Genomic DNA, 25442 nt, shown 5'->3' with positions numbered 1-25442 from the left:
ACTACAATGTAGTCGGTGACTACTTTGAGGGGCATGGACCTGCCATTGCCTCCTTCGTCGTTGTCCGGCCGCGTCGCGATCGTCACCGGGGCGACCAGCGGTGTCGGCGCGGCCACCGCGGCCGCGCTCGCCGGTGCCGGCGCCCACGTCGTCTACGCGGTCCGCGACGTCGCCAAGGGCCTGGCCGACCCCGGCCGGCGGGCGGCCGAAGCGGCCCGGCCGGGATCGACCGAGGTCCGCCGCCTCGACCTCGCCGACCTCGCTTCGATCCGCGCGTTCGCCCAGGACCTGACCGGCCCCATCGACCTGCTGATCAACAACGCCGGCGTGTCGAGCAGCACGCGCCGGCAGACCCGGGACGGGTTCGAGCTGCAGATGGGCACCAACCACCTCGGGCACTTCGCCCTGACGAACTTGCTGCTGCCCCGCATCCGCGGCCGGGTCGTGAGCCTGGCTTCCCAGGCCGAACGCGCCGGCCGCCTGGACCTGGCCGACCTCAACGGCGAGCGCGGCGAATACCGCGAGCACCGCGTCTACAACGCGACGAAGCTGGCGAACCTGCTGTTCACGGCCGAGTTGCAGCGCCGTCTGTCGGCGTCGGGATCCCCGGTCCTGGCCATGGCCGCCCACCCCGGGCTCGTGGCGAGCGGCATGACCGGCGAGCTGACCGGAGCGGCCGGGCTCGCCGTGCGCCTGCTCGCCCAGTCTCCTGAGGACGGAGCCCTGCCCGTCCTCCACGCCGCCACGGCCGACCTGCCGGGCAACAGTTTCACGGGCCCTCGGCACCTGTGGCACATGCGAGGCGGCGCCCAGCTGATCGCCCGCTCGAAGAAAGCCCGCGACCCGGAACTGGCGGCGCGGCTGTGGGAGCTGTCGGAACGGCTGACCGGCACCACGTTCCCGGTCGTGCCGGCGACTTGAGGAACCCCGGTGGTGCGCCCGTGCGGTCCGGAGCCGAGGTCCTCCTCGGCTCCGGACCCGTCAACGAACCTCGAGTTCAGGCGTCACCGGGGTCGGCGCCGACTCCCGAAGTGCCGGCTCCCGACGTGGCGGAGTGCGCCGCCGCCGTGTGGAAGCCCGCTGTGCGGCGCAGTGTGAAGCGGTCGATCTCCACGCCGTCGTTGCGCAGGGTCCGCACCGTCAGCGTGGTCTTCCGCCCGAACCACGCCGGCTCGGCGTCGATCGCGAGGAACGAGTAGCCGGTGTAGCGCACGCGCGACCAGCCGACCGTCTCGGTCTCCTTCCCGCCGCCCTTCACCCAGTGGTAGGAGGTGAATTCGCCGTCGAAGCTGTCGGGGACCGGGAAGCTGTAGACGCTCCGGCCCCCGCCGCCGCAGGTGGCGTAGACCGTGCCGTCGCGGTCCGGGTCGACGGTGTCGCCGATCGCCACCTTGCGCGTCACCCGGCCGCCGCGCAGGGCGTCGGTGCGCTCGTAGATGTGGTTGTGCCCGTTGACCACCAGGTCGACGTGGAACTGGTCGAACAGCGGCACCCACTCCTCCCGCACGCCGCCCTCGGAGGCGTGCTGGTTGGTCGTGGAGTAGGCGCAGTGGTGGAAGAACACGACGATGAAGTCGACGTCCGGCTGCAGCCGCAGGTACCGCAGGCGGCGCTTGAGCCACGCGGTCTGCGAGCCGCGCGAGTAGCCGAGGTTCGCGGGGATCTCGTAGGAGATGTCGTTGGCGTCGAGGGAGATCACGCCGACGTTGCCGTAGATGAAGGAGTACACGCTCGGGCAGTCCGCCGGGCCGCTGCCGGGGAAGTCCCAGCGCGCGGTCTGGCCGCCGTAGCCGTCGGGCGAGTACAGCGCCTCCATGTCGTGGTTTCCGGTGGTGACCATCCACGGCACCGACGCCGCGACACCCTCGATCTGGGTGTAGTAGGCGTCCCAGACCTTCGGGTCGAACAGGTCGTGGCCACCGTCCGAGACGGGCCCCGGCGGGAGGCCGGCGCCGCTCGGGTCGGCGTAGGCGATGTCGCCGGCGAGCAGGTGGAACCGCGGGTTCTGCTTCGCGACGGCGCCGTCCTGGGCCAGCGCGGTGGTGGAGACACCCTGGTCGCCGAACGCGGTGAAGGTGAACTTCCCGGTGGGGAAGCCGCGGGCGGGCGCGGTGGTGAACGTCGAGATCGCGGCGGCCCCGCCGTCGCCCTTGGCCGGGTCGAAGCCGTCGTGGCCGACGGCGTAGGTGTAGGTGCGGCCCGGCGTGAGGCAGTTCGCCTCGGCGTGCAGGTAGTACTGGTCGTACGGCGCGATCACGCCGGCGACTTCGGAGTGCAGGGCGCGGGTCTCGGCGGGGATGCGGTGCCCCCACTGGATCCCGTGCCGGTCGTGGTGCTCGGCGACGCGCAGGAACGGGTTCTTGACCCGGGTCGGGACCTGCCAGGCGACCCGGATGTCGGTGCGCGGGTTGCGGCCGAACGCGAGGTGACGGCCGGCGGGCGCCACCTTCGCGCCGTCGGCGTAGGCGGTCCCGGGCAGCAGGAGCGGGCCGGCGGCGAGCAGGGCACCGGTCGCCGCTGCGCCCTTGAGCAGCGATCGGCGGGAGAGGAACTCGTGCTGTTCGGCCATGCTGAGGCGGGTGGCCAGTGCGTCCGGGACGCCGACTCTGGGGATTTCCATGTGCGGATGCTTGCTGACGCACGTGCCCGGCTCTCGACGTCGAGGCGAACGCCGGCCGTCCAACTGCCCCAGTGATGGTCAAGAACGGGTCAAGAGGAATTTACGGGGCCGGCCGCCGCCCAGTGCGGGGCTTTCAAAGGCTGGTGAAGGGTGTGTGGTCCACAAGGGCCAGATGGCGGACGAGGTCCCTGGCGTACAGGGCGCACCGGGCGAACGTCCGGCAAAACACGGTGCGGCGGGGACTGTAGGCGGCGGTCCCGTTAGTCGGCGACGCCTTTGGCCTGGTCGATGTAGGTCTGCCGCTCCGGAGTCACGCGCAGGATCACGCGCTCGCTCTTGATGTTTTCCGGCGGGTAGTCCTCGCCGGTGTACTTGCGGGAAAGCCGGTCGACCTGGCGGCGGGCTCGCTCGCCGTTCTCGACTCCCGTCACCTTGCCGCGGACCTCGGCGTAGCGGTAGGGGTTCGCCTCGTCGCGGATCAGCACGGTGATCCGGGGGTCGCGGGCGACGTTGCGGGCCTTGGCCCGGTGGGTTTCGGTGTTGAGCACGATTTCGCCGTCTTCGACGTCGACCCAGATCATCTGCGTCTGCAGCCGCCCGCTGGGCAGGACGGTGGTGACCGCGGCGAAGTTCTTGCCGGTCGCCAGTTCTTCGGTCTCGGGCATCAGCTTCGGGCCGTCAGCGGTGCGTGCGGGCACGTCGGTTCCTTCCGGTCGGGTACGGCATCGGAGTGGATACCCGGGCGAGTGGGGGACAAACAGACGAGGTTTCTGCCGGCCGCTGCCGGGTACGCGGACGGAATGTCTGTGCAAGCCGTCGTGATGACGGAATTCGGTGGCCCCGAAGTCCTGACGCTGAAAGAGGTCGACCGGCCCGAGCCGGGGCCGGGGGAGCTCCTGGTCCGGGTGCTCGCGTCCGGGACCAACCCGGTGGAGGCGAAGATCCGGCAGGGGGTGGCGATCCCGGACCTCGAGCTGCCCGCCGTCCTGGGCGGTGACGTTTCGGGGGTCGTCGAAGCCGTGGGCCCCGGCGTGACGGATTTCGCCGAGGGCGACGAAGTGTTCTACACCCCGGAACTGACTTCGCGATGCGGCAGCTACACCGAACTGAACGTCGTGGCCGCGGCCATCGTCGCCCCCAAACCCCGCGGGCTCAGCCACGTCGAGGCGGCGGCGATTCCGCTGGCCGGGGGCACCGCGTGGGAGGCCATCGTCCGGCGGCTCGCGGTACGTCCCGGTGAGACGGTGCTGGTGCACGCCGGCGCCGGCGGGGTCGGCACGTTCGCCGTGCAGTTCGCCACCGTGGCGGGCGCCCGGGTGCTGGCCACGGCCGGGCCGGACAACCAGGACCTGCTGCGCGACCTCGGCGCCGAGCCGATCGACTACCACGAAGCCGACCCGGTCGAGGTCGCCCTGGAGCACACCGGCGGCACGGGCGTCGACGCCGTGCTGGACCTCGTCGGCGGCGAAAACCTGGTCAAGAGCTGCGCGGCGACCCGTGCGTTCGGCCGGATCGCCACGGTGCTGCCGCCCCAGGGCGAGCTGAGCCCGCTGTACCAGCGCAACCAGCAGCTGCACGGCATCATGCTGACCCGGGAACGCCGCCGGCTGGAGGAGCTGACGCCGGTGTTCGAGCGCGGCCAGGTGCGGCCGGTCGTCGACGACGTGCTGCCGCTGGACCAGGTGCGCAAAGCCCACGAACGGCTGGATTCCGGGCACGGCCGTGGAAAGACGATCCTCGACCTCAGCTGATGGAGCGGGCTCGACCGCTCCGAGCGGCGGCCGCGGCGGCCGGCGAGCGGTTCCGGCGGGCCCGGTGGTCGGTCGCGCAGACCGCGGTGGCGGTCGGGGCCTCCTGGTTCATCGCGCACGACCTGCTCGGCCACCCGCAGCCCTTCTTCGCGCCGATCGCGGCCGCCGTCTCGCTGTCGGCCAGCGACATCCTGCGGGGCCAGCGGGCGGTGCAGCTGATGTGCGGGGTGGCACTGGGCATCGTCGTGGGGTCGGCCGTGGAAGCGCTGGCCGGCACGAGCGCCCCGGCGTTTGCGCTGGCCGCGCTCCTGGCGGTGTACGGCGCACTGGCCTTCGGCGGCGGCCCGTTCGGCCAGGGCCTGATGTTCGTCAACCAGACCGCGGCGTCGGCGATCCTGGTCCTCGCGCTGCACCGGCCGGGCTCGGGGACCGAACGGCTGGTGGACGCGCTGATCGGCGGAGGAGTCGTGGTGGTGATCGGGGTCCTGCTGGTGCCCGCCGACCCGCACCGGCTGCTCCGGGAGGCCACCGGGGACCTGTTCGCCGAGCTGCGCGACGCGCTGAAGGATCTCCGGCTCGACGGCCCGTCTTCGGCAGGCGACGAGGTCGACCGCGAACTGGCGACCGGCCAGCGGATCCACGCGCGCCTGGCCGCCTTGGAGCAGGCCAGGGGAACCGCCCGCCAGACGGTGCTCGTCGCCCCGCGCCGCTGGAAGGCTCGGGCGAGCGTGCAGCGCGCCATCGCCCGCAGCCGGCACCTGACGTTGCAGGCCAACGCGGTCCTCACCTTGGTCCGCGTCACCCGGGCCGCCGTCGACGCCGGAGAGGAACTGCCGCGGCCGCTGGGCGAAGCGGTCGCCGGACTCGCGCAGGCCTGCGACGTCCTGGCGAGCGGCGGCAACCGGGAACGCGCGGTCGCGGCCGCCACCCGGGCCCGGGACCTCCTCGACCCGGCGCGGCACGCCGGCCCCGGCTACCGCGGCGCCGCGGTGTACGCGGCACGGGCGTGCGCGCAGGATCTGCTGGCCGCCGTCGGACCGTGACGGGTACCCGCCGGTCAGGGGGCCAGCGTGAGGGCGGCGTCCGGCTCGACGACCCGGAAGCTGAAGCTTTCCTCCAGGTAGAGCGTGACCGTCTCGGCGTCGTGGTGGCTGTAACCGACGGCCAGGTCCTGGCCGAGTTCGAGGGAGAAGCCGCCGCTGTCGAGGCTGACGATCAGGGCGCCGTCCAGACCGGGCGCCCGGACCACCTTGCCGCCGCCGAGGACCCGGCGGAGGTGGTCGAACAGCAGGTGGCCGCCGTGCTCGGTGCTCTCCACGATGCGGGTGTAGCCGTCCGGGGCGATGGCGAGCCCGTACGGGCCCTTGATCCCGGCCTGGCGCAGGGTGTCGACCGCACGGGCCACGACACCGGGGTAGGCGTCGGGGTCGTCGCCGAGCGAGGCGGTGTCGTACGGCGAGGCCTCGGTGATGCCGGTGATGCCGGCCGCGGCCCAGCCGTGGAAGACGGCGCGGTTTTCGATCATCGCGATCTGCTTCGCGGCACGGTCGAGGTCGTCGAACTCGAGGTCGTCGGCGCCGCGCTCGGCGTCGTCGAGCTCCGCGCGCGACACCGTGAACGGCACCCGCACCTCGGTCAGCGGCAGCACCCGCCGTTGCCGGACCACCGCGCCGTCGCCGAGGTCGGCCAGGGACGCGGCGGCGAGGGTGGTGGTGCGGCCGAGGTCGGTGGCGGAGTGGCGCCAGCCGTGCGGGCCGGCCACGTCGACCAGGCGGCGGGCGGCGAGGTGGGTCTGCAGGCGCTCCTTGGCCTCGGCGTCGACCTCTTTCCAGCCCGCGTCGGTGATCGGGGCCAGACCGCGCATCAGGTGGTTCATGTCAGTCCTGTTCCTTGAGGCTGCCGATACCGAGCGAGGCGTCGGCGGGACGGTCGCCGAGCTCCTGCTCGACGTACTCCTGCGGATCGAGGTCGCTGACGTCGAGGTCACGGGCGCCTTCGTGCTGCCGCTTGAACTCGAGGAACCGCCGCCCGAGCTCCTCGCGCAGCCCGGGGTCGGCGTGCCGGCGGAAGTCGGCGAGGCCCTCGTCCTCCTCCTCGGCCATGTGCTCGCTGTTGGCGAACCGGGCCTTGTTCACCGCTTCGTGCCACGCGGTGCTGCCGACGGGGTGCAAGGCGGCTTCGTGCACGCCGTCGCGGATGTCGTTGTGGTCGCCGATGGCGTCGAGGGTCTCGGCCTCGGCGTCCTCGCCGCGGCGCAGCAGGTGGGGGTAGAAGATCTCCTCCTCGGCGCGGGCGTGCACGTCGAGCAGGTCGGCCAGTGGCTGCCAGACCTCGGCCAGGTCGGCGGGGGAGGTGAGGTCGTCGAGCCGGGCGAACTGGCGCCGGAACCAGTCGTGGTCGTCGAGGATGAGGCTGGTGATGTCGGCCATGCCGCCTTCCTACCCCGGATGGACGGCCGGGGAAACTCGGACGCCGGTCGACCGCGGGACCCGCGCGCGAAGGTCAATCGATCCAGACGGTCTTGGCGTTGACGAAGGCGCGCGGGCCGAAGCCGGCCAGTTCGCGGCCGTAGCCGGAGTTCTTGATGCCCCCGAACGGGACCTCCGGGGTCGACTCGGTGAACCGGTTGAGGTAGATCATCCCGGTTTCGACCTCGGTGACGAACCGCCGCTGTTCGGCTTCGTCGCGGGTCCAGGCGCTGCCGCCGAGGCCGAACGTCGAGTCGTTGGCGATGCGGATGGCTTCGTCGGCGTCGCGGGCGGTCCAGAGCAGGGCGACCGGGCCGAAGAACTCCTCGCGGTGCCCGGGGGAGCCCTCGGGGATGTCCGTCAGCACGGTGGGCTCGAAGTAGTTGCCGGGCCGGTCGATCGGGTGGCCGCCGGTCAGCAGGCGCGCGCCCGCCGCGACGGTGTCCGACACCTGCTTGGCCAGCGTCTCGACGGCGTCCGGTGAGGACAGCGGGCCGAGGTCGGTGTCCTCGGCCATCGGGTCACCGATCCGCAGTGCCTCCAGTTCGGACACCAGACGGCGGGTGAACTCCTCGGCGACCTGCTCGTGGACGATGAAGCGCTTGGCGTTGATGCACGACTGGGCGTTGTTGAGCATCCGCGAGGTGACCGCGCCGTCGACGGCGGCGTCCAGGTCCGCCGACGGCATGACGATGAAGGCGTCGCTGCCGCCGAGTTCCAGCACACTGGGCTTGACGTTCTGCCCGGCGCGGGCGCCGACCTGCCGCCCGGCGGGCTCGCTGCCGGTGAGGGTGACCGCGCGGACGCGGTCGTCGTCGATGATCGCGTTGATCTTCTTCGACCCGACGAGCAGGGTCTGGAAGACGCCCTCGGCGAAGCCGGCGCGGCGCAGGACGTCTTCGATGGCCAGCGCCACCTGCGGCACGTTGGACGCGTGCTTGAGCAGGCCGACGTTGCCGGCCATCAGGGCCGGGCACGCGAAGCGGAAGACCTGCCAGTACGGGAAGTTCCACGGCATCACGGCGAGCACCGGGCCGAGCGGTTCGTACCGGGTGAAGACGTTCGCGTCCTCGTGGCCGGCGACGACGTGGGGTTCGTCGGCGAGCAGGGCCTCGGTGTGATCGGCGAACCAGCGGCAGCCCTTCGCGCACTTGGCGACTTCGGCCTTGGCGGAGGCCAGCGTCTTGCCCATCTCGAGGGTGGCCAGGCGCGCCAGCTCGTCGGTTTCGGCTTCGAGGATGTCCGCGGCGCGCCGCAGCCGCTCGGCCCGCTCGGCGAACGACGTGCGGCGGTGGTCGCGGAAGGCGGCCGCGGCCCGCGCGATCTTCTGCTCGACCTGGTCGTCGGTGAGCTCGTCGAAGGTGCGCAGGGTTTCTCCGGTGGCCGGGTTGACGGACGCGATGGCCACGGGGGCCTCCTCGGATCGGGGTGCGGTTCGCGATCCGGGTTCCCTCGGGCGCCGCGCGGAAACCCGCGAGAGGGGGAACCGGCGAGGACCACCCGGGGCGGCATCAGGGTGGGGAGCGGCCGATGCGACTTCGACGGGCTTCGGGGCCGGAGCCGGTCCGCGTGTCGGATCCCCCCAGCCTCGCCGGGTGCCACCGTCCGCCGCGCTGGGAGGCCTCCTCGGCCTGCAGGCCGCCGCCGGGGCGGTGACGACATCGACGCCCGGCTGAAGCGGAACCTGTCCCCGGCGGAGCTTTCTCCGCCGCCGGGGTCCGTCGCGGCTCGCGACCTAAACGCGGTTGAAGGTGATCGTGAAGCCGGTGCAGGAGGCGCACTGGTACATCGTTTGGTTGCTCGGCTGGCCGGTGCGGTTGACGAACGTCACCGTGTGGTTGCCCGCCGCGGTGGCCGGGCTCGCCGGTGAACTGACGGTCAGGGCGACCACGAGCGCCGCGGCCGTGGCGAAGAGCCGCTTGACCATGCGCAATGGACCTCCGTTCGGTTCCGGTGCGGGTGGGGGATCAGCCGGCGGCCCGGTAGGCGACGCCGCTGGTGTTCGGGGTGGTCCCCGTGTAGAGGCCGGTCGGGGTGGTCGACGTCGACAGCGAGAACCAGGCGTAGCGCTCGACGAAGGACAACCCGTTCAGCATCGCGGTGGACCGGCTGACGAAGTCGGCCTGCTCCGCGGCGGACGGGTAGCGCGGGGTGGCGCCGGAGAAGTCGATCAGCGCGTACTCGGTGACCCAGATCGGCCGGTGGTAACGGTTGTGGACCGCTTGCAGGTACGACTGCAGCTGCCCGGTGGCGGCGGTCGAGAAGTCGCCGCCGTACCAGTGCAGCGGGATGAAGTCGACGCGGTAGCCGCGCGCCGCCGCGCCGCTCATGAACCGGTCGAGCCAGCCACCGGGGGTGTCGCCGCCGTAGGCCACCGCCGGCGCGCCCAGCCGCAGGCCCGTCCCCTGCAGCTGCGGCCAGAGGTCGAGCGCGGTCTCGACCGACATCTCGGCCTGGCCGGCCAGATCGGGTTCGTTGAACGCGAGCAGGGTCGTCCCGGACGCCTTCGCCTGTTGCAGCTGCGCCGGCGTGACGGAGCCGCGGCCCCAGATCATCGGGACGAACTCCGTCCCGGCCGGTGCGGTGATGCCCTGGGTGTCGGCGGCCCAGGTGTAGAACCACCGGGCGCCGACGTCGGCGAGTGCGGTGGTGACGCCGGAAAAGGCGGCCGCGCTGACCCCTTTCTTGGTGCCGGCCGCGGTCGCCGGTGCGGCCGGCCCGCCGGCGATGACGACGGCGGCGACGGTCGCGACGAGCAGGATTCTCTTGAGCCGGTTCATGCCGTTCCTCCGGTGTTCCGCCGGGTCACGAACGGACGAACGACCAGGTCACCGGGATGTTGCCCAGGCCGGGGTCGGCGAGCTGGGCGAACGCCGGTGCGCTCAGGTCGATGTGCGCGCTGTCGCAGCTCGGGCACTTGTCGACGACGGGCACGGTGATGGTCCGCCCGTCGTAGGAGACCCGGATGGACACGCCGCGGCACAGCGGGTCGTTGTTCGGGTTGGCCGTGGTCCAGTACGCGGCGGGCGCCGCGACGAGCAGTTGGGTGGCGGCGTCGATCTGCGTGCCGCAGGCGCCGAAGCCGGCGTCGTCGTAGTAGGTGGCGCGCCCGTCGACCGGCTGGTCGAAGGGAATGTCGGCCCACGCTGTCCCGCTCATCGTCAGGGGAAGCGCGGCGGCAGCGGCCAGCACGGCGAGCGACTTGGTGGTCTTGCGCAATTTCCGTCCCTTTCCCTCGTGGTGCGGACACCTGCGAAACCGGCGCCGGTTTCCGCGCCGGATGTTACTGCGCTGCGCAATACCACGCTATGACAGGAAATTATCCGGACGACATTCGTTGTCAACGTTGACAACGGACACGTCGGCGTTCATTTCGGAATCTGCCGGGTAGTGCTCCCGATATTCCGGAAAACGTCGACGGGGGGTCAGTCTGCGAAGCCTTGGTGATCGAGCCGGGAGACGGTGCAGCCGGCCAGCCGGTCGCTCGCGTCGCGCGCGTGGGCTGCGCACAGCCGCGCGGTCACGCCGTCCTGGTCGGTGATCACCGCGGTGACGGGCTCCGTGCAGGGGGTGTGCAGCCGGTCGTAGTCCCACGCGCCGGCGCACCCGGGATCGGTGCACCAGGCACGTCCTCCGCTCGAGTGCAGCGTGACGCCGTGGGCCGGGCAGACGCCCCAGGGGACGTCGCACAGGCCGGGGTCGCGGGCCACCCGGACCCGGGCCAGGTCTTCGGCCGTCCGGGACACCTCGGCGGTGTAGTCGCTCAGGTCGTGGGTCGCCTTCGCGATGGGCCGGGCGAGGCGCTGCAGGTGACCGTCGGGCGCGGTCTGCAGCCGCGCGGCCACCTCCGCGGTCCGCGCCGCCAGCGCTTCGGCGTCGGCGGCCAGCGCACGCAGCTCGGCCGGCAGGGGCTCGGGCGTGGTCGGCTCAGGCATGCTCGTCCTCGAGTGGTCGGAGTGATCGGTGACCGCGGACTGCGCAGGTACCCCGAATCCCGGGCCGCCAACCATGGCGCGCGGGTACCGGTGTCCGGGTCACCCGCTCGGTCGACCGTCTCCGGCGGGCTGCGCGAGATCTTCGTCTGGGGATCGGACATCGCGTCTTCAGGGATCAGGTCGAGGGGACGGAAATCGTTTCGTGGTAGGTCTTTCCGCTGCTCATCCCGAGCAGCGCGGCAATGCGCCGCTTGGTCAGCGCGGTGGCGACCAGGTCACCGATCCGCGGCGACAACGCTTCGGCCAGCAGCAGCGTGTTCGCCCTCCGCGGGAGAACCACCCGGTGCTGTCCACGGCGGACTGCGGTCACCACGGCTTTCGCGACGGCGTCCGGTGACAGGGGCGTCATGTGGCGGAACGGCGGCGGCATCTCGGCCACGTCCGCGTCCCGCAACAGGTCGGTGGCGGTCAGCGCGGGGTGGATCACCGAGACCCGGATGCCGTCGGCGGCCACCTCCTGGCGGAGGGCGTCGGAGAACGCGGAGACCGCGTGCATGACGATCGCGTACGAGCCGAAGCGGGCGAAAGCCTTGCGCCCCATGACGGACGACATGGTGACGATCGCCCCCGACCCCTGCCGCCGGAGGACGGGGAGCACCTGCTGCGTCACGCTGATCATCCCGAACAGGCTCGCGCTCTGGGTGAGCCGCAGGTCTTCGGCGAAGCTGCCGTCGGCGACTTCGCCGACCTTGCCGATACCGGCGTTGTTGACCAGCACGTCGATGCGCCCGAACCGGCGCACCGCGGAGCCGACCAGGGCGGCGACCTCCTCGGGAGCGGACACGTCGGTCGGCACCGACAGCGCCTCGGCGCCGAGGGCCAGCACTTCCTGCTCCACCTCGGCCAGCCGCTCGGCCGAGCGCGCCGCGAGAACGAGCCGCGCGCCCTCCGCGGCGAACGCCAGCGCGACCGCCCTGCCGATTCCTCGTGAGGCGCCGGTGATCAGCACCACCTTGCCCGCGAAAGACCTGCTCATGTCTCCTCCTTGAAGTTGTATATGCAACATATGGTCAGAAGCAGCGGCCGAAGACGCTTCACGCACTCAGCTGCCGGGTGGATAACCCATGCCGCGGGCGATCTCGTGGATCGCATCGGTTCCCGTGGCCCCGAGCAGGTCGGCTGCCTGCTCCTGGCACTTCCGCCAGGCGGGCAGCACGGACTCGATCTTGCGCCGCCCGGCCTCGGTGAGGGCGACCTCCCGGATTCCCTTCGCGTCGGCGGAGACCGCCTCGATCCAGCCGTGGCCGAGCAGGAGGTTCAGGTTGCGGCTGACCGTCGACCTCTCCAACTGCAACACCTCGCCGAGCGCCGACGGCGGGCACGGACCCGCCTTGCCCACGGCCGCCAGCAGGTTGAGCTGGGCGATGGTCACGCCGTGGCCGGCGAGAGCTCCGTCGTAGAGGCTGGTGACGGCCCGGCTGATCAGTCGGGTCCGGACCGCCAGGCAGTCGCCCACGATCTCGTCGACGGTGGAAAGCTTCACGGCCACAGTGTTGCATATACATCAAGCGTGGCGCCAGTGGGCTTCACAGGGCGCGCAGCACCCGGATGTGTTCCAGTGCCGGGACGCCGGGGTCAGCCGCAGTGTCCGCAGAACGGCGTCCATGATCAGGCGACCCCGGCCGGCAGGGCCGGGCCCAGCAGCAGGCCGCCGTCGAGCACCAGCTCGGTGCCGGTCGCGAACGACGCCTCCGGCGAAGTGAGGTAGAGCAGCGCCGCGGTGACGTCGACGGGGTCGCCGAGGCGGGGGATCGCGAACGGCTTCGGGTCGTAGAAGTCCGAGATCGGCCGCTCGCCGGGCGCGGCGGGCTCGTGGATCAGCTTGGTCGAGATGACGCCGGGGTGGATGGCGTTCACCCGGATGCCGTCCCGGCCGAGTTCGAGCGCGGCGCTCCGCGTCAAGCCGCGGGTCGCCCACTTGCTCGCGACGTAAGGGGCGTAGAGGGCGGTGCCGCCGTGCGCCATCGTCGAGCCGATGTTCACGATCACGCCGCCGCCGGCTCGCCGCATCGCCGGGGTGACGGCTTTGGTGCCGAGGAACTGGCCGGTCGTGTTGATCGCGAAGGTGCGCTCCCAGAGGGCCAGGTCGGTCTGTTCGATCGTGGTGGCGGGGTGCTGGACCCCCGCGTTGTTCACCAGGATCGTCAGGGGGCCGAAGGCCCGCTCGGCCGTGGCGACGGCGGCGGCCCAGTCGTCTTCACGGGTGACGTCCAAGCGGACCGCGAGGGCGCGGTCGCCCAGTTCCGCGGCGAGTTCCGTGGCCTTGCCCAGGCCGTTCGGTGTGCTGCCGATGACGACGTTCGCGCCCTCGGCGTGGTAGGCCCGGACGTGGCTCTCGCCGAGTCCGCCGGTGCCGCCGGTGATCAGCGCTGTCTGGTGGGTGAAACGTGGCATGGCGTGTCCTCTGGGGGATGGTTATGGTGAGCTGACCGGCTCACCTCGCCATCGAACGTACTGTGGCCTAAGGGGTGAGTCAAGTGACTCACCCCGCCATCGGGCATACTGCGGTTCATGGGCACCGAACCTTCGGCGTATCACCGGCGCGTGGCCGAAGAGAAGCGCGCGGCCATCCTCGAGGCCGCCACCGGCCTGTTCCTGGCCTCCGGCTACGACGGAACCTCGCTCGCCAGGATCGCCGAGGCGGCCGGGGTCTCGAAGGCCACGCTCTTCAAGCAGTTCCCGACGAAAGCGGCGCTGTTCGACGCGATCGTCACCGAGTCCTGGCAGGCCGAGGACTCCGGCGGGCCGGAGCCGTCGGCCGCGGACCTGCGGGCCGGCCTGACCGCGATCGGCCACCGGTACGTCGAACTGCTCACCCGCCCGGGGATGACGGCGCTGTTCCGCATCGTCATCGCGGAGCTGCCGCGCTTTCCCGAACTGGGAGAGGCGCAGTTCAGCCGGGGCAAGATGCCCTACTTCGAGTCGGTCAGCCGCTACCTGGCCGATGCCCACAAGGCGGGCGCGGCCGAGGTCGACGACCCGGACCTCGCCGCGACCCAGTTCCTCGGGATGATCTCCAACTTCGTCTTCTGGCCCACGCTCCTGCTCACCGACTGGGCACCGGAGCGGGCCGCGATCGAGCGAGCCGTGGCGGAAGCGGTCACCACCACGTGTGCCCGGTACGGGACCTGACCTCAGACCTGCGTGCGGCCGCCGTCGACGAACAGTTCGGTGCCGGTGACGTAGCTGCTTTCCCCGGAGGCGAGGAACAGGGCGGCGGCGGCGACCTCCTCGGGGCGGCCCACTCGGCGCAGCGGAGTGCCGGCGGCACCGGCGGCTTGGAAGGCGTCGACGTCGGCCTGCCCCGGCTTGGTGCGGATGTAGCCGGGGCTGATGGCGTTCACGCGGATCCCGCGCTCGCCCAGCTCGGCGGCCAGCCCGCGGGCCAAGGACCGGATCGCCGCCTTGGCCGCGGAGTACACGCTCAGCCCGGGCACGGCCACGGTGCCGCCGACGGACGACATCAGGATGACGGAGGCGTCCCGGTTCAGCAGCGGTAGGAGGCGCTGCACGGTGAAGTAGACCCCGCGCGCGTTGCTCGCCATGGTCTCGTCGAAGGCGTCCGGCGTGACCTCGCCGAACGGGGTGAAGCTGCCGCCGCCCGTGTTGGCGAACAGCACGTCCAGGCCCCGGCCGTGCTCCGCCACCGCGGCGTGGAGGCGGTCGAGGTGTTCGGCGCTGGTGACGTCGCCGGGCACGCCGGTGGCGGCGGGACCGAGGTCGCCGGCCGCGGCGGCGAGCGGCTCCGCGCGCCGGCCGGTGAGGAACACCCGGGCGCCCTCGGCGACGAACCGGCGTGCGGTGGCCAGGCCGATGCCGGCCGACCCGCCCGTGATCACGGCAACCTTGCCTGCCAGCTGGGTCATCGGTCTGCCTCCACAATCGCGCGATCGGCGCCGCCCGTGCTCAGCGGGCGGGCACCAGGGAACGGAGTTCGTCGAGCATTTCGAGCTGCACGGGGATCTCCTCGGCCGACGGCATCGCGAACAGCACCCCGTCGAACCCGCGGTCCCGCAACCGCTCGATGTCGCCGGCGAGCTGCCGCGGGGAGCCGGCGAGGAACGGGCGGTCGTCGCCGATCGGCTTGGCCTGCATGGCGTGGTTGGTCTGCGCCGTCACCGTGAGCGCCGCCGGGTTGCGCCCGAGGCGTTCGGCGGTGGTCCGGAAGCGTTCGGCCTGCGCGGTCACGGCGTCCAGGTCCCAGGTCAGCGGCGTGATGCCGTCCGCGGTGGCCGCGGCCCGGTCGATGCCGGCGTCGGTGTTCGCGCCGATGACGACCGGGATCGTGCCGCGCACGGGCTTCGGGTTGATCTCGGACGCCTCGATCGAGTAGAAGCGCCCCGCGTACTCGACCGGATCGGGTCCCCAGCACGCGCGGATCGCCGCGATGACGTCGTCGAAGCCCGCGCCGCGCCGCTTCAGCGGCACGCCGGCGGTCGCGAACTCCTGGGGCATCCAGCCCTGCCCGAACCCGGCGATGGCCCGGCCGCCGCTGAGCTGGTCGAGCGTGGCGTACCGGCGGGCGAGCACGACCGGTGCGTGCAGGAGCGGGATGACGATGTTGGTGCCCAGCGCGATGCGGCTGGTGAACGCGGCGACGTAACTCAACGTCTCCAGCGGCTCGAAAACGCTCCGGTAGATCTCGGGGGCCCGTTCCAGGGTGCCGTCCGGGCCGGGCAGCAGCGGCGCCATCGGCCGCAGCAGCCGTTCGTAGGTCCACAACGAGTCGTAGCCGAGCCGGTCGGCCGCCTGCGCGACGGTCTTGATGGTCGACGGCGACGCGTGGACTCCGGACACGGGCAGCATGATGCCGAGCTTCACAGCCACTCTCCTGCGGTAGGGCGGAACATCCGACGTCGAGCGTAGCGACAGTTCAAGCGTGAAATCAAGCTTGAAATATGTTCGGCGGGTGCGCCCGGAGCCGGTCGGCCGATGGGTACGATCCCCGTGTGGACGACCAGGACGAAACCCGGTGGCTGTCGCCGGACGAGCGCGACGCCTGGTTCGCCCTGGCCTGGCTGATGATCAGGCTGCCGGGCGCGATCGACGCGCAGCTGCAGCAGGACAGCGGCCTTTCGTTCTTCGAGTACCTGGTGCTCGCCACCCTGTCGGAGTCTCCCGGCCGGCGGCTGCGGATGAGCGAACTGGCCCAGCACGTGAACGGTTCGGTGTCCCGGCTGTCCAATGTGGCCAAACGGCTGGAGCAGCGCGGCTGGCTGGAGCGAACGCCCAGCGAGGAGAACGGCCGCTACATCGAGGCGACCCTCACCGAGGCGGGGATGGCGGTGGTCGAGAAGGCTGCACCCGGTCACGTGGCGGCGGTCCGGCGGTACGTGTTCGACGCGCTCCGGCCCGGCCAGGTCACCGAACTGTCCGCCATCGGCCGCCAGATCGCCGTCCAGGTCGAGGGGGAGAACCTCGGGCCGCCGTTCTCCGGCGGGACTTCGCGCCGGCCCTGAGGTCAGCGGCAGGCACGTATCGCCCGATCGGTGGGCTTCCCCGCCCCGATCAGCCGGGAGCGGGCCGCGCGTGCACCGGGGTTGTCCCTGCGTGCAGCGCGCCTACCGGAAGGCCTGCCCGGACGGACAAGCTCGGACCATGACGAAGCTGAGCGCCGAGCAGATCGCCCGGCACGCCTACGCGGCCGGGTTCCGCGGTCAGGGCCTGACCACCGCCGTCGCGGTCGCGCTGGCCGAGTCCGGCGGGCGGACGACCGCGCACAACGCCACCCCGCCGGACGACTCCTACGGCCTCTGGCAGATCAACATGCTGGGTGCCCTCGGCCCGGAGCGCCGCCGCCAGTACCACCTGAAGTCCGACGACCAGCTGTTCGACCCGGACACCAACGCACGGGTCGCGAACCGCATTTCGGGCGACGGCCACGACTTCACGCCCTGGTCGACGTACACCAACGGCGCGTACAAGCACCACCTGACGGCCGCCCGCCAGGCCGCCCGCGACGTCACCGGGCACCACGGGAAGACCGGGGCGAGCTCGGGTGGCGGCCCGCTGCGGGTGGACGACGCGGTGCTGCACTCCTACGTGCACCGGACCCGGCACGTCGCCGACGCGCTGGGCACCGCGACCGGGCAGCTGCGTGACGTCCGCGAGATCGCCCGGGACAGTTTCGGGAAGATCGGCGAGGAGTCGGGGTTCGCCGACGCGCTGGCCGGGTTCGGCCTGGCGTTGCAGCGGCAGGTCAAGGGCGTCGGCGCGCACGCCGACGGGCTCGCGTCCGCGGCCGGGAAAGCCGCGAAGTCCTATCGCGACCACGAAACGGCCACCGCCGCCGCGCTGAACGGAAAGGGCTGACATGGACACCGCCGCCCTCGCGCGCTCCTTCGCCGAGGACCTCATCGCGCACCGCAACAAGCTCGCCGGGAAGGCCGAAGACGCCGTCCGCGCCGAATACGCCCTGCACCAGGTCGCCCGGGTGCTGGACGCCCAGCACGACGCCTACCACAAGGAAAGCGCCACGGTCCTGGACCACTGGCACGGCCGCGGCGCCGACGGCTTCCGCCACCACAGCGCGAAGCTGACCAAGGAGCTGCGGATCACCGGTGAGGCGGGTGCGGCGGCGGAGAAGGTCGTCGCGCACGTGGCGTCCACAGTGGACAGTGGGCACACGGCCGTGCAGCGGCTGGTCGACGAGTACACCGCCCAGGCCAAGCAGGTGCTCGACGCCGGTGTCGCGGCCGGGACGCAGGCGGCGCTGATGCGGGCGGTCGGGCACGCCGCCGATCTGGCGCCGCGGTACACCCGGCAGTCGGCGTCGACCCTGCGGCACGTCGACGCGGAACTCAAGGCGGCAGCGAAGAAACTGCGCGAGCTGCGGCAGGACCTGACCCACGACGGGGTCGTGGACCAGGCGACGAAGAAGACGCACCACACCAAGGTTTCCGGGCGGGGCACGGAGATCGTCCACGCGGCGCGGAAAGAACTGGGCACGCGCGAGAACCCGCCGGGCAGCAACCGGAACCCCTACGGCCCGACCGCCGCGTGGTGTTCGTCGTTCGCGACGGCGATGTGGCGCAAGGCCGGCGTGCGGATCCCGGTGCTGCCCTTCAGCGGCGACGTCTACCACTGGGGGCAGCGCAACGGCCACGCCTACGGCAAGAATTCCCTGCACGAAGCCAAGCCGGGGGACGTGCTGATCTTCGGCACCGGCCCGCAGAACACGTCGACGAGCACGCACATCGGCATCGTCGAAAAGGTCGAAGGAAACCGCGTCACCTTGATCGAGGGCAATTCCGGGGACGCCGTCCGCCGGAACACGCACACGCTCTCGGCGTCGACGTTCTACGGAGGGGTGCACCCGTGATCACCGGAAAAGCCGCCGACCGGACGGTCGCCGTCGAGGTCGCGCCCGGCGGGGCATTGCAGGAGCTGACCCTGGAAGCCGCGGCGCTGCGGCTGGAGCCGGACGAGCTGGCGCGCCGGATCCTGCTGCTGACGGCGGCCGCGTCGGCGCGGGCCACGGCGTCCCTGTGGCACGCCCACGACGGCGTCGAGGCCCTCGGCCTGCCGGAGCCGGGGGAGGCCGCGGAAGAGACCACGCCGGACAGCTGGCGGGCCCAGTGAACCGGACGGCGGCAGAGCCGGCCGACGACGCGTTCGCGGCGCCGGACCCCGGCTACGGCACCCGGCTGGCGGCGATCCGCGCGGCGGCCGCGGACGACGGCGTCGCGGTGGTGGTCGACCTGCACGGCGCGCTGGTGGACCTGCGGTTCGAGCGGCGGGCGCTGACCAAGCCGCCGGGGGAGCTGGCCGGGCTGATCCGGCGCCTGGCCGCGGAGGCCGGCGCCGACGCCCTGCGGCAGGGGCGCGAGCTGCTCGGCGGCCTGCTCCCGGACGAGCCCGAGCCGGCCGCGCGGCCGCACCGCCCTCCGGAACCCGAGTCCTGGGCCCCGGCGACCTGGGCGACGTGACGAGCCGCGGCTCAGCGGACGTCGTCGACCAGGCGCGCCAGGCGGTCGGCGAGCCAGGCGCCGTCGGCGGGCGTGATCATCACCCACGGCTCGCCGCCGACGTCCTCCGGGGTCACCGCGTACCGGCCGGCCGCCGTGTCGAACCAGGCCAGCACCGGGCTCCGGCCCGCCGGGCCGGTGGCCGCCAGCTGGCCGGCCGCGTACCGCTGCGCCGTCACCAGCGTCGCCAGCGGCCGGACCGCGCGGCCGGTGATCCCGGCCGTGCTCAACGCCCGCTCGAACGCGTCGTAGCCGCTGCGCGCGTATGCGTCCATCGCCGCCGAGTACGCGGCGCGGGGGAGACGCAGCTGGTCACCGGGCCCGGCTTCGAGATCGCCGACCATCCGGGCCACCGCGGGGACCAGGCCGTCCGGGCGGACCGGCTCCAGCACCAGGTCGCGGTCGTCCAGCACGGCGAGCACGCCGGAGCCGTCCCCGGCCGCCGCGAGCAGCCGCCACGGTGCCTCGCCCAGCACCAGCCCGTCGACGCTGAGCGACGGTGAACCCAGCAGCACGACCAGGTCCGCCAATTCCGGGTCGACGTCGTCGCCGTCGGTGAGGCCCGCGTCGGCGAGGCCGGCGAACACCTGGACACCCAGGTCGTCGCGCTCGGCGTGCGTCGCGCCGTGCGACGGCACGTCGAACGGGTACGGCGGCGGCCCGCCCGGTCCCAGGTCCTCCCAGAGGAGATCGAATTCCAGATGCGACAGGATCACTCCCGCCGCCGTCGCGGTGCGCCGCGCCATGGTCCCCCTTCCCGTGCCGAGCGGCCGCCGTCGGGCACGATGGTGCCGATGGCCGAGCCGCAGTCGATGGACGTCCCCGCGAGCGGGTACCTCGTCGTCCGCGCGTCCGGCGCGGCGGCCGCGCGCGCGGCGATCCTCGGCGGCCGCGGCGGCCCCGAGAACGTCCAGCTGCTGGTGCGCTGTCCCGTCCCGCGGGCGGTCGCCGAGGCCGGCGCGAAGCTGACGTTCGCCGACGCGACGCTGCACCTGGAGCCGTCCGGCGTCGTGATGCTGACCGTGGCGGCGGCGAAGCTGTCGATCTCGTTCGCCGAGCTGCGGCCGCTGATGTTCCGGCCGGTCGAGGTGGACGCGCCGCTGCGTTCGCTGTTCGCCGGCGCCGTCGCGCACGTCGTGGCGGCCGGTCCGCGGCTCGACCCGCACGGGCTCGCCCACCACCTGCTGGGCCTGGCCGAACTGGTGCTGCGGAGCGCGCTGCGCGTCGAACTGGACCGCGTCGACGCTTTGGCGGCGCGGAGGCGTGAAGCGCTCGAGTACATGCGCGCGCACCTCGGCGAGCAGTCGCTGAGCGCGGACAAGATCGCCGAAGCGCTGTACATCTCGCGCCGGCGGCTGTACCAGCTGTTCGACGACGGCCAAGGCGTGTCGGAACGGCTGAAGGGGCTGCGGGTCGAGCGCGCGAAGGCGTTGCTGGCCGACCCGGCGAAGGCGGGACGCGGGATCGCGGAGATCGCGCGGGACTGCGGGTTCACCAGCGCCCCGCACTTCTCGCGGACGTTCCGCCACGCGACCGGCCGGACTCCGCGCGAGTTCCGGGAGCGGGCGCTGCGGGGGTGAGGTCGACGCCGGCGACGAGCGTCCCGGCCAGGCCAGCGACCTCCAGCCAGCCGCGGCCACCGGGGGAGTGCAGGGTGAACACGGCCGCGCGCGGCCGGTCCGGGTCGAGCACGACGGCCTGCAGCTGCGCGCCGGACAGGCCGATGCGCTCGACGATCACCACCGGGTAGCCGCGGGCGGTCCGCGCGGAGCTGGTTTCGCGGATGCCGGGCGTGGTGTCGGCGATGAAGTAGCCGAGGTCGGCGGCCTCGCCGGGGTGGGCGACCGGGACGACCCCGGCGATGAGCAGCGCGGGATCGGCGTCGCGGTGTTCGACGAGGGCGAGCAGCCCGGCCCGCCGCTCGTGGGCGACCTCCGCGCACTGGACGGCGGCGGCTTCGAGGCCGAGATCGCGCGCGGCGTCCGGGCCGCGCAGGCGGGCCATCAGCGCGTGCAGCTCGGCGGTGGTGCGCTCGAGCGAGTCCAAGTTCACCGGGGTGATCCCCGGAACGGCGGGGAGTTTCACCGGCCACCCAGTGCGGCGGCGAAGGCACCGACGGCCCCCGTCGGCGGCGTGACCGGCACGGCGGGCGTCTTCGCGACGATCGCGCCCAGCTCGCGCCCGACGGCCGAGAAGGTCTCCAGGTGGGTGGCGATTCCGGCGAGGTCGGGTGTTTCCGGCGAGGGGCCGCCGTCGCCGAGGGCGGTCAGCCGCTCGGCGACGCGGGTCGCTTCGACGTGGTGGGCACGTTCCAGGTCGCGAGCTTCGGTGAGGACGCGATCGAGCTCGTCCTGGCGGTCCGCGAGCCGGCTGCGGGCGGCGGCGAGGTTCGGCTGGGTGACGGGGGAGAACTGGGCTTCGGTTTCGGCTTGTTCGACATCGTCGCGCGCACTGGCGACGGCTCGGCGCGCATTCGTCGCCCGGCGGTCGAGGTCCTCGGCCCGGCGGCGGTTCGCGAGGAGGGTGCCGGCCCAGCTTTCGAGGACTTCGGAGGCGGCGCGAAGGGCTTCGCGGGTGGCGGAGAGACCGGCGGCGGCGCGTCCGGCGCGGTCCGCGAGGGCTTGCGCGGACCGGCCGGCCCACTCGGGGATCGTGGCGGGGGTGGGGATTTCCGCGAGGCTGGTTGCGACGGCGGCGCAGCGACGGGCGGCTTCGGCCACGGAGTCGGGGTGGCCGGGGGCGGGGTCGAAGCCGAGGCCGCGGAACTCAGCCATGGGTGCGGTCCCGTCGGCCGGGATCGCGGCCGGGCACGTGGGCCGGATGGCGGTTTGCGGGGGCGCCGGGTTCGGGGATCCGGTCAGTCATCGGCCCGGCCCAGCTCCTCGGCCGCCGCGGTGTCCGTGGCGCGGTACGCCTGCGCGGCCTTCCGGACTCCGGCCGCCGCGTCGGCGAAGTTCTGCTCCACCGCCCGGATCCTGCCCGACCACGTGGCGGTCAGCGCGGTGAGCGCCGCCGGGACCGGGCCCGGTCCGAGGTCTTCCGGTGGCTCCAGGGAGTCCGCGGCCGAACGGTACTCGTCCGCGGTGTCCGCCAAGCGCCGCGCCAACGCGTCGAGGGCCGACGGGTCCGCGTGGAAGCCGGTCATTCGCCGAACACCGGGGGATACGCCGGCGGGAGGTCGTCGAGCAGGTCGTAGCCCTTCGCGTACTTGTCGCGGTGCTCGGTGTCCTCCTCGCGCCGGGGGCCCTGGCCCGGCGGGTACATGCCGTACCCGCCCGGTGCGCCGCGGCCGTTCGTCCCGCCCGGGCCGAAGCCCGACGTCCCGGCCCCGAACCGGCCCGCCCCCGCTCGGCCGCCTTCGCCGGGCGTCCCGGAGCCGGGTGTCCCGGTACCCGGTGTCCCGGAACCCGGTATTCCGGCCACCGGAACACCGGTGAAGCCGGGACCCCAGCCGGAACCGGAGCCGGCGGGCCCGGCGGCTCCGATGACCCCGTCGAGCACGCCCGGGACCCCGGCGCCGGTGAACGTGGGCGGCAGCGCGGACGCCGTCGACGTCGAGTCGTCCGGTCCGGTGCCAGGCCGGTCCGGCGGCCCTGGCTCGTGGGGGACCGAAGGCGGGCCCGGGTCGTGGGCGACCGGAGGAGCCGGGTCGTGGGTCACCGGTGGCCGCGGTCCGGAGCCGGTGGTCACCGGCGGGGCCGTGTCGAACTCCGGGGGCAGGCGGTGGCGGACCTCGTGGCTGGCGCTCTCGTACTGCTCCATCACCCGGACGGCCGCGGCCTTGGCGTCGGCGGCTTCCTTCTTCGTCGGCAGCTTGTCGTCGAGCAGCTGGTCCAGCATGTACGTCCCCTCGGGGCCGTCGAGCCGCTTCACCGCGTACCCCTGCCGGAACCACCGCTCGGCCCAGTAGTGCACCGGCTCGGGCATCCGGTGCCGGGCTTCGCTGACCACCGACGTGTACTCGTCGAGGCCGGAGCCGACGCGGTGGGCGTTCTCCCCCACCGTCGCCGCCCAGCCGGTCAGCCGATCCACCGAGGCCACGGCCTGGTCCGCCGACGGCCCCTGCCACGACTCCTTCAGCTTCCCGACCAGCGCCGACACCTCGTCGGTCGCGGCGCTGACGCCGGCGGCCACCTCTTTCCACCAGGCCGCGTGCTGGTCGAGTTTCGCCGGGACGGCCGACTGCACCATGTCCCACAGCTCACGGTGCTCGTAGCTGTCCCAGTTGATCCGGCCGAACGTGGCTTCGCGGTCGTTGACGGCCTTTTCGCGGCGGACACGACGGGCCTTCGCCCGCTGCCGCGCGGTCGGGGCGTGGTGCGTCGAGTGGAACTCAGGCATCGACGTCCCCCGTCGGCAGGCCCGCGGCGGCCTCTGCGTCGTTGCCCTGGTGCATCGTCACGACCGTCTCGAGCGTCTGCCGCAGCGTTGCCAGCTCGGCCAGGTAGGACTGCAGCGCGGCCTGGACCCCGCCGGCCTCGGCGCCGCCGCGCACCGCGAACGACCGGCGCATCCAGTGCGCGACCGGGCCCTTGCCGTCGGCCAGGTCGGTGTCGAGGACGCGGGCCGTCTCGAGGTGACGGCTCAGCTCGTCGTAGCGCTCGTCGATCGCCTTCTTGAGGCCCTCGACCCCGTCGTAGTGGAGTTCGATGCGGCCGGCGCTCACGGTGGTCACCGGCCCCGTGACGACCAGCTCGTCCGTCTCGCGCTGCCGCTCGGCGCGCAGCTGCCGCCGCGCGTCGGCCTCGTTCCGCACCGTCGCCATCAAGGTCCTCCTCGCCGCCCAGGGTGTCCATCCTGGCCAATGCCCGCCGCGTTGAGAAGAGCGACCCACCCGGGTGCACGGACGGACAGGAAAGCTGCACGGGCGGATACGACGGGGACCGGAATCGTCCGCGGCATTTTCCGATAATCCTTGACAACGCCGAATCGGGCACTTCGGAATCGGGCCGAAAAGTAACTTTCATCGGCGAATCGGGTGATCATTGACCTGCTCGTCGCCCGCTCTTATCGTGAATGACGTCTCTCCGGTTCGGCAATCGGACCGATTCACGGCGCGGAGCAGCCGCATTCCTGAAGCAGCGCATCCGGCGACGACGGCGGAGGAAAATGATGAAACGGCTGATCCGCGGCCTGCTGGCGCTGGTCCTGATGCTGCCGCTGGCGGTCACGTTCCTGAACACCGGGTCCGCCGCGGCCGCCACCCTGACCAGGGTCACCGACTTCGGCGCGAACCCCACCAACCTCGGCATGTACGTGTACGTGCCCGACACGGTGGCGGCGAAGCCGGCCCTGCTCTTGCTGGTGCACTACTGCAGTGGCTCGGCGGGCGCGATCTTCAACGGCAACGGCCACGACTACGTGACGGCGGCCGACCGGTACGGCTACGTCATCGTCGTGCCCGAGGCCACCCGCGACGGGCACTGCTTCGACGTGTCGACGAAGGCGGGCCTGACCCGCAACGGCGGCAGCGACTCCACCGGCATCATGTCGATGGTGGCCTGGGCGCGCCAGCGCTACAACGTGGACCCGGGCCGCATCGTGGTCAGCGGGTTCTCCTCGGGGGCCATGATGACCAACGTCCTGGCGGCCGAATACCCGGACGTCTTCTCCGCCGGGGCCGCGTTCTCCGGCGTGCCCGCCGGCTGCTTCGCGACCACGGACGGCTCGCTGTGGAACAGCCAGTGCTCCGGCGGGAACATCGTCAAGACGGCGCAGCAGTGGGCCGACCAGGCTCACGCCATGTACCCCGGTTACACCGGCGCCTACCCGCGGATGCAGCTGTGGCACGGCGACCAGGACACCACCCTGGCGTACCGCAACTTCGGTGAAGAGCTGAAGCAGTGGACCGCCCTGCACTCGCTGACCACGACGCCGTCCTTCACCGACCACCCCCAGTCGTCCTGGACGCGGACCCGCTACGGCGACATCGGCACCCGCGCCACCGTGGAAGGCGTCGTCATCGCGGGCACCGGGCACACGCTGCCGCAGGCCGGGATGCTCGCGTACGCGATCTCCTTCCTCGGCCTCGACAGCGGCGGCAGCACCGGAAGCCGCAGCGGTCCGGTGCGCTCGGTCGCCGCCGGGCGCTGCCTCGACGTCCCGGCCCGGTCGACGACGCAGGGCACCCGGTTGCAGCTGTGGGACTGCAACGGCGGGACGAACCAGACGTGGACGGCGACGGACGCCACCGAGCTGACCGTCTACTCCGGAGACACGCTGCGCTGCCTCGACGCCGAGGGCGGTGCCACCAGCCCGGGCACGGCGGTGATCATCTGGGCGTGCCACGGCGGGACCAACCAGAAGTGGCGGACCAACGCCGACGGCACGATCACCGGCACCCAGTCCGGGCTCTGCCTGGAGGCCGCGGCCGGCTCGACGGCCAACGGGACCGCCGTCCGGCTGGGCACGTGCAACGGCGGCCAGAACCAGAAGTGGAGCGGCCCGGCCTCGACCACCGCCACGCGGTGACAACGGCAGCAGTTCCGACGGCACGATCCCGTGTGTCCGAACTGGACTGTTCGGGGACGCGCCCGGCGCCGGAACGGCCAACGGCGCCGAAGCCTCCGGCCCGGCTACCAAGAAGCGTGTCCTCCGTTCGGGGTTATCCCACTCCGGCACGGGTAGGCCTTCCGGTCGAA

Annotated in this window: 31 protein-coding genes; 11 read left to right on the top strand and 20 right to left on the bottom strand. The window is 72.5% G+C overall.

The window, feature by feature from the left end; translation table 11 throughout:
• Positions 1–15: 15 nt before the first annotated feature.
• Positions 16–921, top strand: a complete 906-nt coding sequence (locus tag ABZX11_RS11690) for an oxidoreductase (RefSeq protein WP_354912316.1) — start codon at positions 16–18, stop codon at positions 919–921.
• A 76-nt stretch (positions 922–997) separates the two neighbouring features.
• Here the strand turns inward: ABZX11_RS11690 and ABZX11_RS11685 are convergent, their stop codons facing one another.
• Together ABZX11_RS11685 and ABZX11_RS11680 are read right to left on the bottom strand one after the other, a co-directional pair.
• Positions 998–2620: a metallophosphoesterase family protein gene (locus ABZX11_RS11685; RefSeq protein WP_354912313.1), complete on the bottom strand. Its 1623-nt coding sequence runs from the start codon at positions 2618–2620 to the stop codon at positions 998–1000.
• A gap of 260 nt (positions 2621–2880) precedes the next feature.
• Positions 2881–3318: a PPOX class F420-dependent oxidoreductase gene (locus ABZX11_RS11680; protein WP_176170509.1), complete on the bottom strand. Its 438-nt coding sequence runs from the start codon at positions 3316–3318 to the stop codon at positions 2881–2883.
• Between the two features lie 102 nt (positions 3319–3420).
• On the opposite strand from ABZX11_RS11680, the gene ABZX11_RS11675 reads away from it, so the two are divergent.
• A complete protein-coding gene (locus tag ABZX11_RS11675) occupies positions 3421–4371 on the top strand; it encodes a zinc-dependent alcohol dehydrogenase family protein (protein ID WP_354912309.1) in 951 nt (316 codons plus the stop codon).
• Complete coding sequence (locus ABZX11_RS11670) at positions 4371–5414, top strand: FUSC family protein (RefSeq protein WP_354912306.1); 1044 nt, start codon at positions 4371–4373, stop codon at positions 5412–5414. The genes ABZX11_RS11675 and ABZX11_RS11670 overlap by 1 nt, the downstream gene beginning before the upstream one ends.
• Positions 5415–5428: 14 nt before the next feature.
• Here ABZX11_RS11670 and ABZX11_RS11665 read toward each other — a convergent pair whose 3' ends face one another.
• The 10 genes from ABZX11_RS11665 to ABZX11_RS11620 form a co-directional block, all read right to left on the bottom strand.
• Positions 5429–6247 (bottom strand): family 1 encapsulin nanocompartment shell protein, encoded by an 819-nt coding sequence (locus ABZX11_RS11665; protein WP_354912303.1) that lies wholly within the window; start codon positions 6245–6247, stop codon positions 5429–5431.
• Between the two features lies 1 nt (position 6248).
• Complete coding sequence (locus ABZX11_RS11660) at positions 6249–6800, bottom strand: hemerythrin domain-containing protein (RefSeq protein ID WP_176170505.1); 552 nt, start codon at positions 6798–6800, stop codon at positions 6249–6251.
• A gap of 73 nt (positions 6801–6873) precedes the next feature.
• Entirely contained in the window at positions 6874–8247 is a 1374-nt protein-coding gene (locus ABZX11_RS11655) for an NAD-dependent succinate-semialdehyde dehydrogenase (RefSeq protein ID WP_354912299.1), read from the bottom strand.
• A 327-nt stretch (positions 8248–8574) separates the two neighbouring features.
• Positions 8575–8766, bottom strand: coding sequence for a hypothetical protein (locus tag ABZX11_RS11650; RefSeq protein ID WP_354912296.1), 192 nt, complete (start codon positions 8764–8766; stop codon positions 8575–8577).
• Between the two features lie 40 nt (positions 8767–8806).
• The gene (locus ABZX11_RS11645; RefSeq protein ID WP_354912293.1) at positions 8807–9619 is read right to left on the bottom strand and encodes a glycoside hydrolase family protein; all 813 of its coding nucleotides are present in this window, start codon (positions 9617–9619) and stop codon (positions 8807–8809) included.
• A gap of 25 nt (positions 9620–9644) precedes the next feature.
• Positions 9645–10058, bottom strand: a complete 414-nt coding sequence (locus tag ABZX11_RS11640; protein WP_354912290.1) for a cysteine/serine endopeptidase inhibitor — start codon at positions 10056–10058, stop codon at positions 9645–9647.
• A gap of 206 nt (positions 10059–10264) precedes the next feature.
• Positions 10265–10774: a hypothetical protein gene (locus tag ABZX11_RS11635; protein WP_176170501.1), complete on the bottom strand. Its 510-nt coding sequence runs from the start codon at positions 10772–10774 to the stop codon at positions 10265–10267.
• A gap of 175 nt (positions 10775–10949) precedes the next feature.
• Entirely contained in the window at positions 10950–11810 is an 861-nt protein-coding gene (locus ABZX11_RS11630) for an SDR family oxidoreductase (RefSeq protein WP_354912287.1), read from the bottom strand.
• Between the two features lie 66 nt (positions 11811–11876).
• Positions 11877–12317, bottom strand: a complete 441-nt coding sequence (locus ABZX11_RS11625) for a MarR family winged helix-turn-helix transcriptional regulator (RefSeq protein WP_354912284.1) — start codon at positions 12315–12317, stop codon at positions 11877–11879.
• A gap of 125 nt (positions 12318–12442) precedes the next feature.
• Positions 12443–13228 carry an SDR family oxidoreductase gene (locus ABZX11_RS11620; protein WP_354912281.1) on the bottom strand — a complete coding sequence of 262 codons (786 nt, stop codon included), beginning with the start codon at positions 13226–13228 and terminating at the stop codon, positions 12443–12445.
• A 117-nt stretch (positions 13229–13345) separates the two neighbouring features.
• Between ABZX11_RS11620 and ABZX11_RS11615 the strand changes: the two genes are divergently transcribed.
• Complete coding sequence (locus ABZX11_RS11615) at positions 13346–13966, top strand: TetR/AcrR family transcriptional regulator (RefSeq protein WP_354912279.1); 621 nt, start codon at positions 13346–13348, stop codon at positions 13964–13966.
• Positions 13967–13968: 2 nt separating this feature from the next.
• On the opposite strand, the gene ABZX11_RS11610 is transcribed toward ABZX11_RS11615, so the two are convergent.
• Positions 13969–14700, bottom strand: a complete 732-nt coding sequence (locus ABZX11_RS11610) for an SDR family oxidoreductase (RefSeq protein ID WP_354912277.1) — start codon at positions 14698–14700, stop codon at positions 13969–13971.
• 40 nt (positions 14701–14740) lie between these two features.
• Complete coding sequence (locus tag ABZX11_RS11605) at positions 14741–15655, bottom strand: TIGR03619 family F420-dependent LLM class oxidoreductase (RefSeq protein WP_354912275.1); 915 nt, start codon at positions 15653–15655, stop codon at positions 14741–14743.
• 128 nt (positions 15656–15783) lie between these two features.
• Between ABZX11_RS11605 and ABZX11_RS11600 the strand changes: the two genes are divergently transcribed.
• From ABZX11_RS11600 to ABZX11_RS11580, 5 genes are all read left to right on the top strand, one after another.
• The gene (locus ABZX11_RS11600) at positions 15784–16293 is read left to right on the top strand and encodes a MarR family transcriptional regulator (protein WP_254896741.1); all 510 of its coding nucleotides are present in this window, start codon (positions 15784–15786) and stop codon (positions 16291–16293) included.
• 139 nt (positions 16294–16432) lie between these two features.
• A complete protein-coding gene (locus ABZX11_RS11595) occupies positions 16433–17146 on the top strand; it encodes a transglycosylase SLT domain-containing protein (RefSeq protein WP_354912272.1) in 714 nt (237 codons plus the stop codon).
• A 1-nt stretch (position 17147) separates the two neighbouring features.
• On the top strand, positions 17148–18155 hold the full coding sequence (locus tag ABZX11_RS11590; protein WP_354912270.1) for a CHAP domain-containing protein: 1008 nt from the start codon (positions 17148–17150) through the stop codon (positions 18153–18155).
• Entirely contained in the window at positions 18152–18415 is a 264-nt protein-coding gene (locus ABZX11_RS11585; RefSeq protein WP_354912267.1) for a YbaB/EbfC family DNA-binding protein, read from the top strand. The genes ABZX11_RS11590 and ABZX11_RS11585 overlap by 4 nt, the downstream gene beginning before the upstream one ends.
• A complete protein-coding gene (locus ABZX11_RS11580; RefSeq protein ID WP_354912264.1) occupies positions 18412–18762 on the top strand; it encodes a hypothetical protein in 351 nt (116 codons plus the stop codon). The genes ABZX11_RS11585 and ABZX11_RS11580 overlap by 4 nt, the downstream gene beginning before the upstream one ends.
• An 11-nt stretch (positions 18763–18773) precedes the next feature.
• On the opposite strand, the gene ABZX11_RS11575 is transcribed toward ABZX11_RS11580, so the two are convergent.
• A complete protein-coding gene (locus tag ABZX11_RS11575; protein ID WP_354912261.1) occupies positions 18774–19547 on the bottom strand; it encodes an ESX secretion-associated protein EspG in 774 nt (257 codons plus the stop codon).
• 48 nt (positions 19548–19595) lie between these two features.
• On the opposite strand from ABZX11_RS11575, the gene ABZX11_RS11570 reads away from it, so the two are divergent.
• On the top strand, positions 19596–20381 hold the full coding sequence (locus tag ABZX11_RS11570) for an AraC family transcriptional regulator (RefSeq protein ID WP_354912258.1): 786 nt from the start codon (positions 19596–19598) through the stop codon (positions 20379–20381).
• Here the strand turns inward: ABZX11_RS11570 and ABZX11_RS11565 are convergent.
• From ABZX11_RS11565 to ABZX11_RS11545, 5 genes are all read right to left on the bottom strand, one after another.
• On the bottom strand, positions 20293–20853 hold the full coding sequence (locus ABZX11_RS11565; protein ID WP_354912255.1) for a hypothetical protein: 561 nt from the start codon (positions 20851–20853) through the stop codon (positions 20293–20295). The genes ABZX11_RS11570 and ABZX11_RS11565 overlap by 89 nt on opposite strands.
• A 29-nt stretch (positions 20854–20882) precedes the next feature.
• Positions 20883–21575, bottom strand: a complete 693-nt coding sequence (locus tag ABZX11_RS11560) for a hypothetical protein (protein WP_354912252.1) — start codon at positions 21573–21575, stop codon at positions 20883–20885.
• A gap of 83 nt (positions 21576–21658) precedes the next feature.
• Positions 21659–21946 (bottom strand): DUF6507 family protein, encoded by a 288-nt coding sequence (locus tag ABZX11_RS11555; protein WP_354912250.1) that lies wholly within the window; start codon positions 21944–21946, stop codon positions 21659–21661.
• Positions 21943–23142, bottom strand: coding sequence for a PPE domain-containing protein (locus ABZX11_RS11550; protein ID WP_354912247.1), 1200 nt, complete (start codon positions 23140–23142; stop codon positions 21943–21945). The genes ABZX11_RS11555 and ABZX11_RS11550 overlap by 4 nt, the downstream gene beginning before the upstream one ends.
• Positions 23135–23566, bottom strand: coding sequence for a hypothetical protein (locus tag ABZX11_RS11545; RefSeq protein WP_176170483.1), 432 nt, complete (start codon positions 23564–23566; stop codon positions 23135–23137). Before ABZX11_RS11545 ends, ABZX11_RS11550 begins: the two co-directional genes overlap by 8 nt.
• A gap of 347 nt (positions 23567–23913) precedes the next feature.
• On the opposite strand from ABZX11_RS11545, the gene ABZX11_RS11540 reads away from it, so the two are divergent.
• Positions 23914–25272, top strand: coding sequence for a PHB depolymerase family esterase (locus tag ABZX11_RS11540; protein WP_354912243.1), 1359 nt, complete (start codon positions 23914–23916; stop codon positions 25270–25272).
• The last annotated feature ends 170 nt before the right edge of the window (positions 25273–25442 follow it).

It is taken from the genome of Amycolatopsis sp. NPDC004169 (assembly GCF_040610315.1).
GTDB lineage: Bacteria > Actinomycetota > Actinomycetes > Mycobacteriales > Pseudonocardiaceae > Amycolatopsis.
The sequence above is the reverse complement of the archived record's forward strand: the minus strand, read 5'-3'. Positions and strand labels throughout refer to the sequence as shown.

What these genes read in the sequence shown, in the direction of transcription:
- ABZX11_RS11685 (WP_354912313.1), bottom strand. Translation starts at nt 2,620, where the DNA reads ATGGAAATCCCCAGAGTCGGCGTCCCGGACGCACTGGCCACCCGCCTC.
- ABZX11_RS11675 (WP_354912309.1), top strand. Translation starts at nt 3,421, where the DNA reads ATGTCTGTGCAAGCCGTCGTGATGACGGAATTCGGTGGCCCCGAAGTC.
- ABZX11_RS11670 (WP_354912306.1), top strand. Translation starts at nt 4,371, where the DNA reads ATGGAGCGGGCTCGACCGCTCCGAGCGGCGGCCGCGGCGGCCGGCGAG.
- ABZX11_RS11665 (WP_354912303.1), bottom strand. Translation starts at nt 6,247, where the DNA reads ATGAACCACCTGATGCGCGGTCTGGCCCCGATCACCGACGCGGGCTGG.
- ABZX11_RS11660 (WP_176170505.1), bottom strand. Translation starts at nt 6,800, where the DNA reads ATGGCCGACATCACCAGCCTCATCCTCGACGACCACGACTGGTTCCGG.
- ABZX11_RS11650 (WP_354912296.1), bottom strand. Translation starts at nt 8,766, where the DNA reads ATGGTCAAGCGGCTCTTCGCCACGGCCGCGGCGCTCGTGGTCGCCCTG.
- ABZX11_RS11645 (WP_354912293.1), bottom strand. Translation starts at nt 9,619, where the DNA reads ATGAACCGGCTCAAGAGAATCCTGCTCGTCGCGACCGTCGCCGCCGTC.
- ABZX11_RS11635 (WP_176170501.1), bottom strand. Translation starts at nt 10,774, where the DNA reads ATGCCTGAGCCGACCACGCCCGAGCCCCTGCCGGCCGAGCTGCGTGCG.
- ABZX11_RS11630 (WP_354912287.1), bottom strand. Translation starts at nt 11,810, where the DNA reads ATGAGCAGGTCTTTCGCGGGCAAGGTGGTGCTGATCACCGGCGCCTCA.
- ABZX11_RS11620 (WP_354912281.1), bottom strand. Translation starts at nt 13,228, where the DNA reads ATGCCACGTTTCACCCACCAGACAGCGCTGATCACCGGCGGCACCGGC.
- ABZX11_RS11615 (WP_354912279.1), top strand. Translation starts at nt 13,346, where the DNA reads ATGGGCACCGAACCTTCGGCGTATCACCGGCGCGTGGCCGAAGAGAAG.
- ABZX11_RS11610 (WP_354912277.1), bottom strand. Translation starts at nt 14,700, where the DNA reads ATGACCCAGCTGGCAGGCAAGGTTGCCGTGATCACGGGCGGGTCGGCC.
- ABZX11_RS11595 (WP_354912272.1), top strand. Translation starts at nt 16,433, where the DNA reads ATGACGAAGCTGAGCGCCGAGCAGATCGCCCGGCACGCCTACGCGGCC.
- ABZX11_RS11590 (WP_354912270.1), top strand. Translation starts at nt 17,148, where the DNA reads ATGGACACCGCCGCCCTCGCGCGCTCCTTCGCCGAGGACCTCATCGCG.
- ABZX11_RS11575 (WP_354912261.1), bottom strand. Translation starts at nt 19,547, where the DNA reads ATGGCGCGGCGCACCGCGACGGCGGCGGGAGTGATCCTGTCGCATCTG.
- ABZX11_RS11570 (WP_354912258.1), top strand. Translation starts at nt 19,596, where the DNA reads ATGGCCGAGCCGCAGTCGATGGACGTCCCCGCGAGCGGGTACCTCGTC.
- ABZX11_RS11560 (WP_354912252.1), bottom strand. Translation starts at nt 21,575, where the DNA reads ATGGCTGAGTTCCGCGGCCTCGGCTTCGACCCCGCCCCCGGCCACCCC.
- ABZX11_RS11555 (WP_354912250.1), bottom strand. Translation starts at nt 21,946, where the DNA reads ATGACCGGCTTCCACGCGGACCCGTCGGCCCTCGACGCGTTGGCGCGG.
- ABZX11_RS11550 (WP_354912247.1), bottom strand. Translation starts at nt 23,142, where the DNA reads ATGCCTGAGTTCCACTCGACGCACCACGCCCCGACCGCGCGGCAGCGG.
- ABZX11_RS11545 (WP_176170483.1), bottom strand. Translation starts at nt 23,566, where the DNA reads ATGGCGACGGTGCGGAACGAGGCCGACGCGCGGCGGCAGCTGCGCGCC.
- ABZX11_RS11540 (WP_354912243.1), top strand. Translation starts at nt 23,914, where the DNA reads ATGAAACGGCTGATCCGCGGCCTGCTGGCGCTGGTCCTGATGCTGCCG.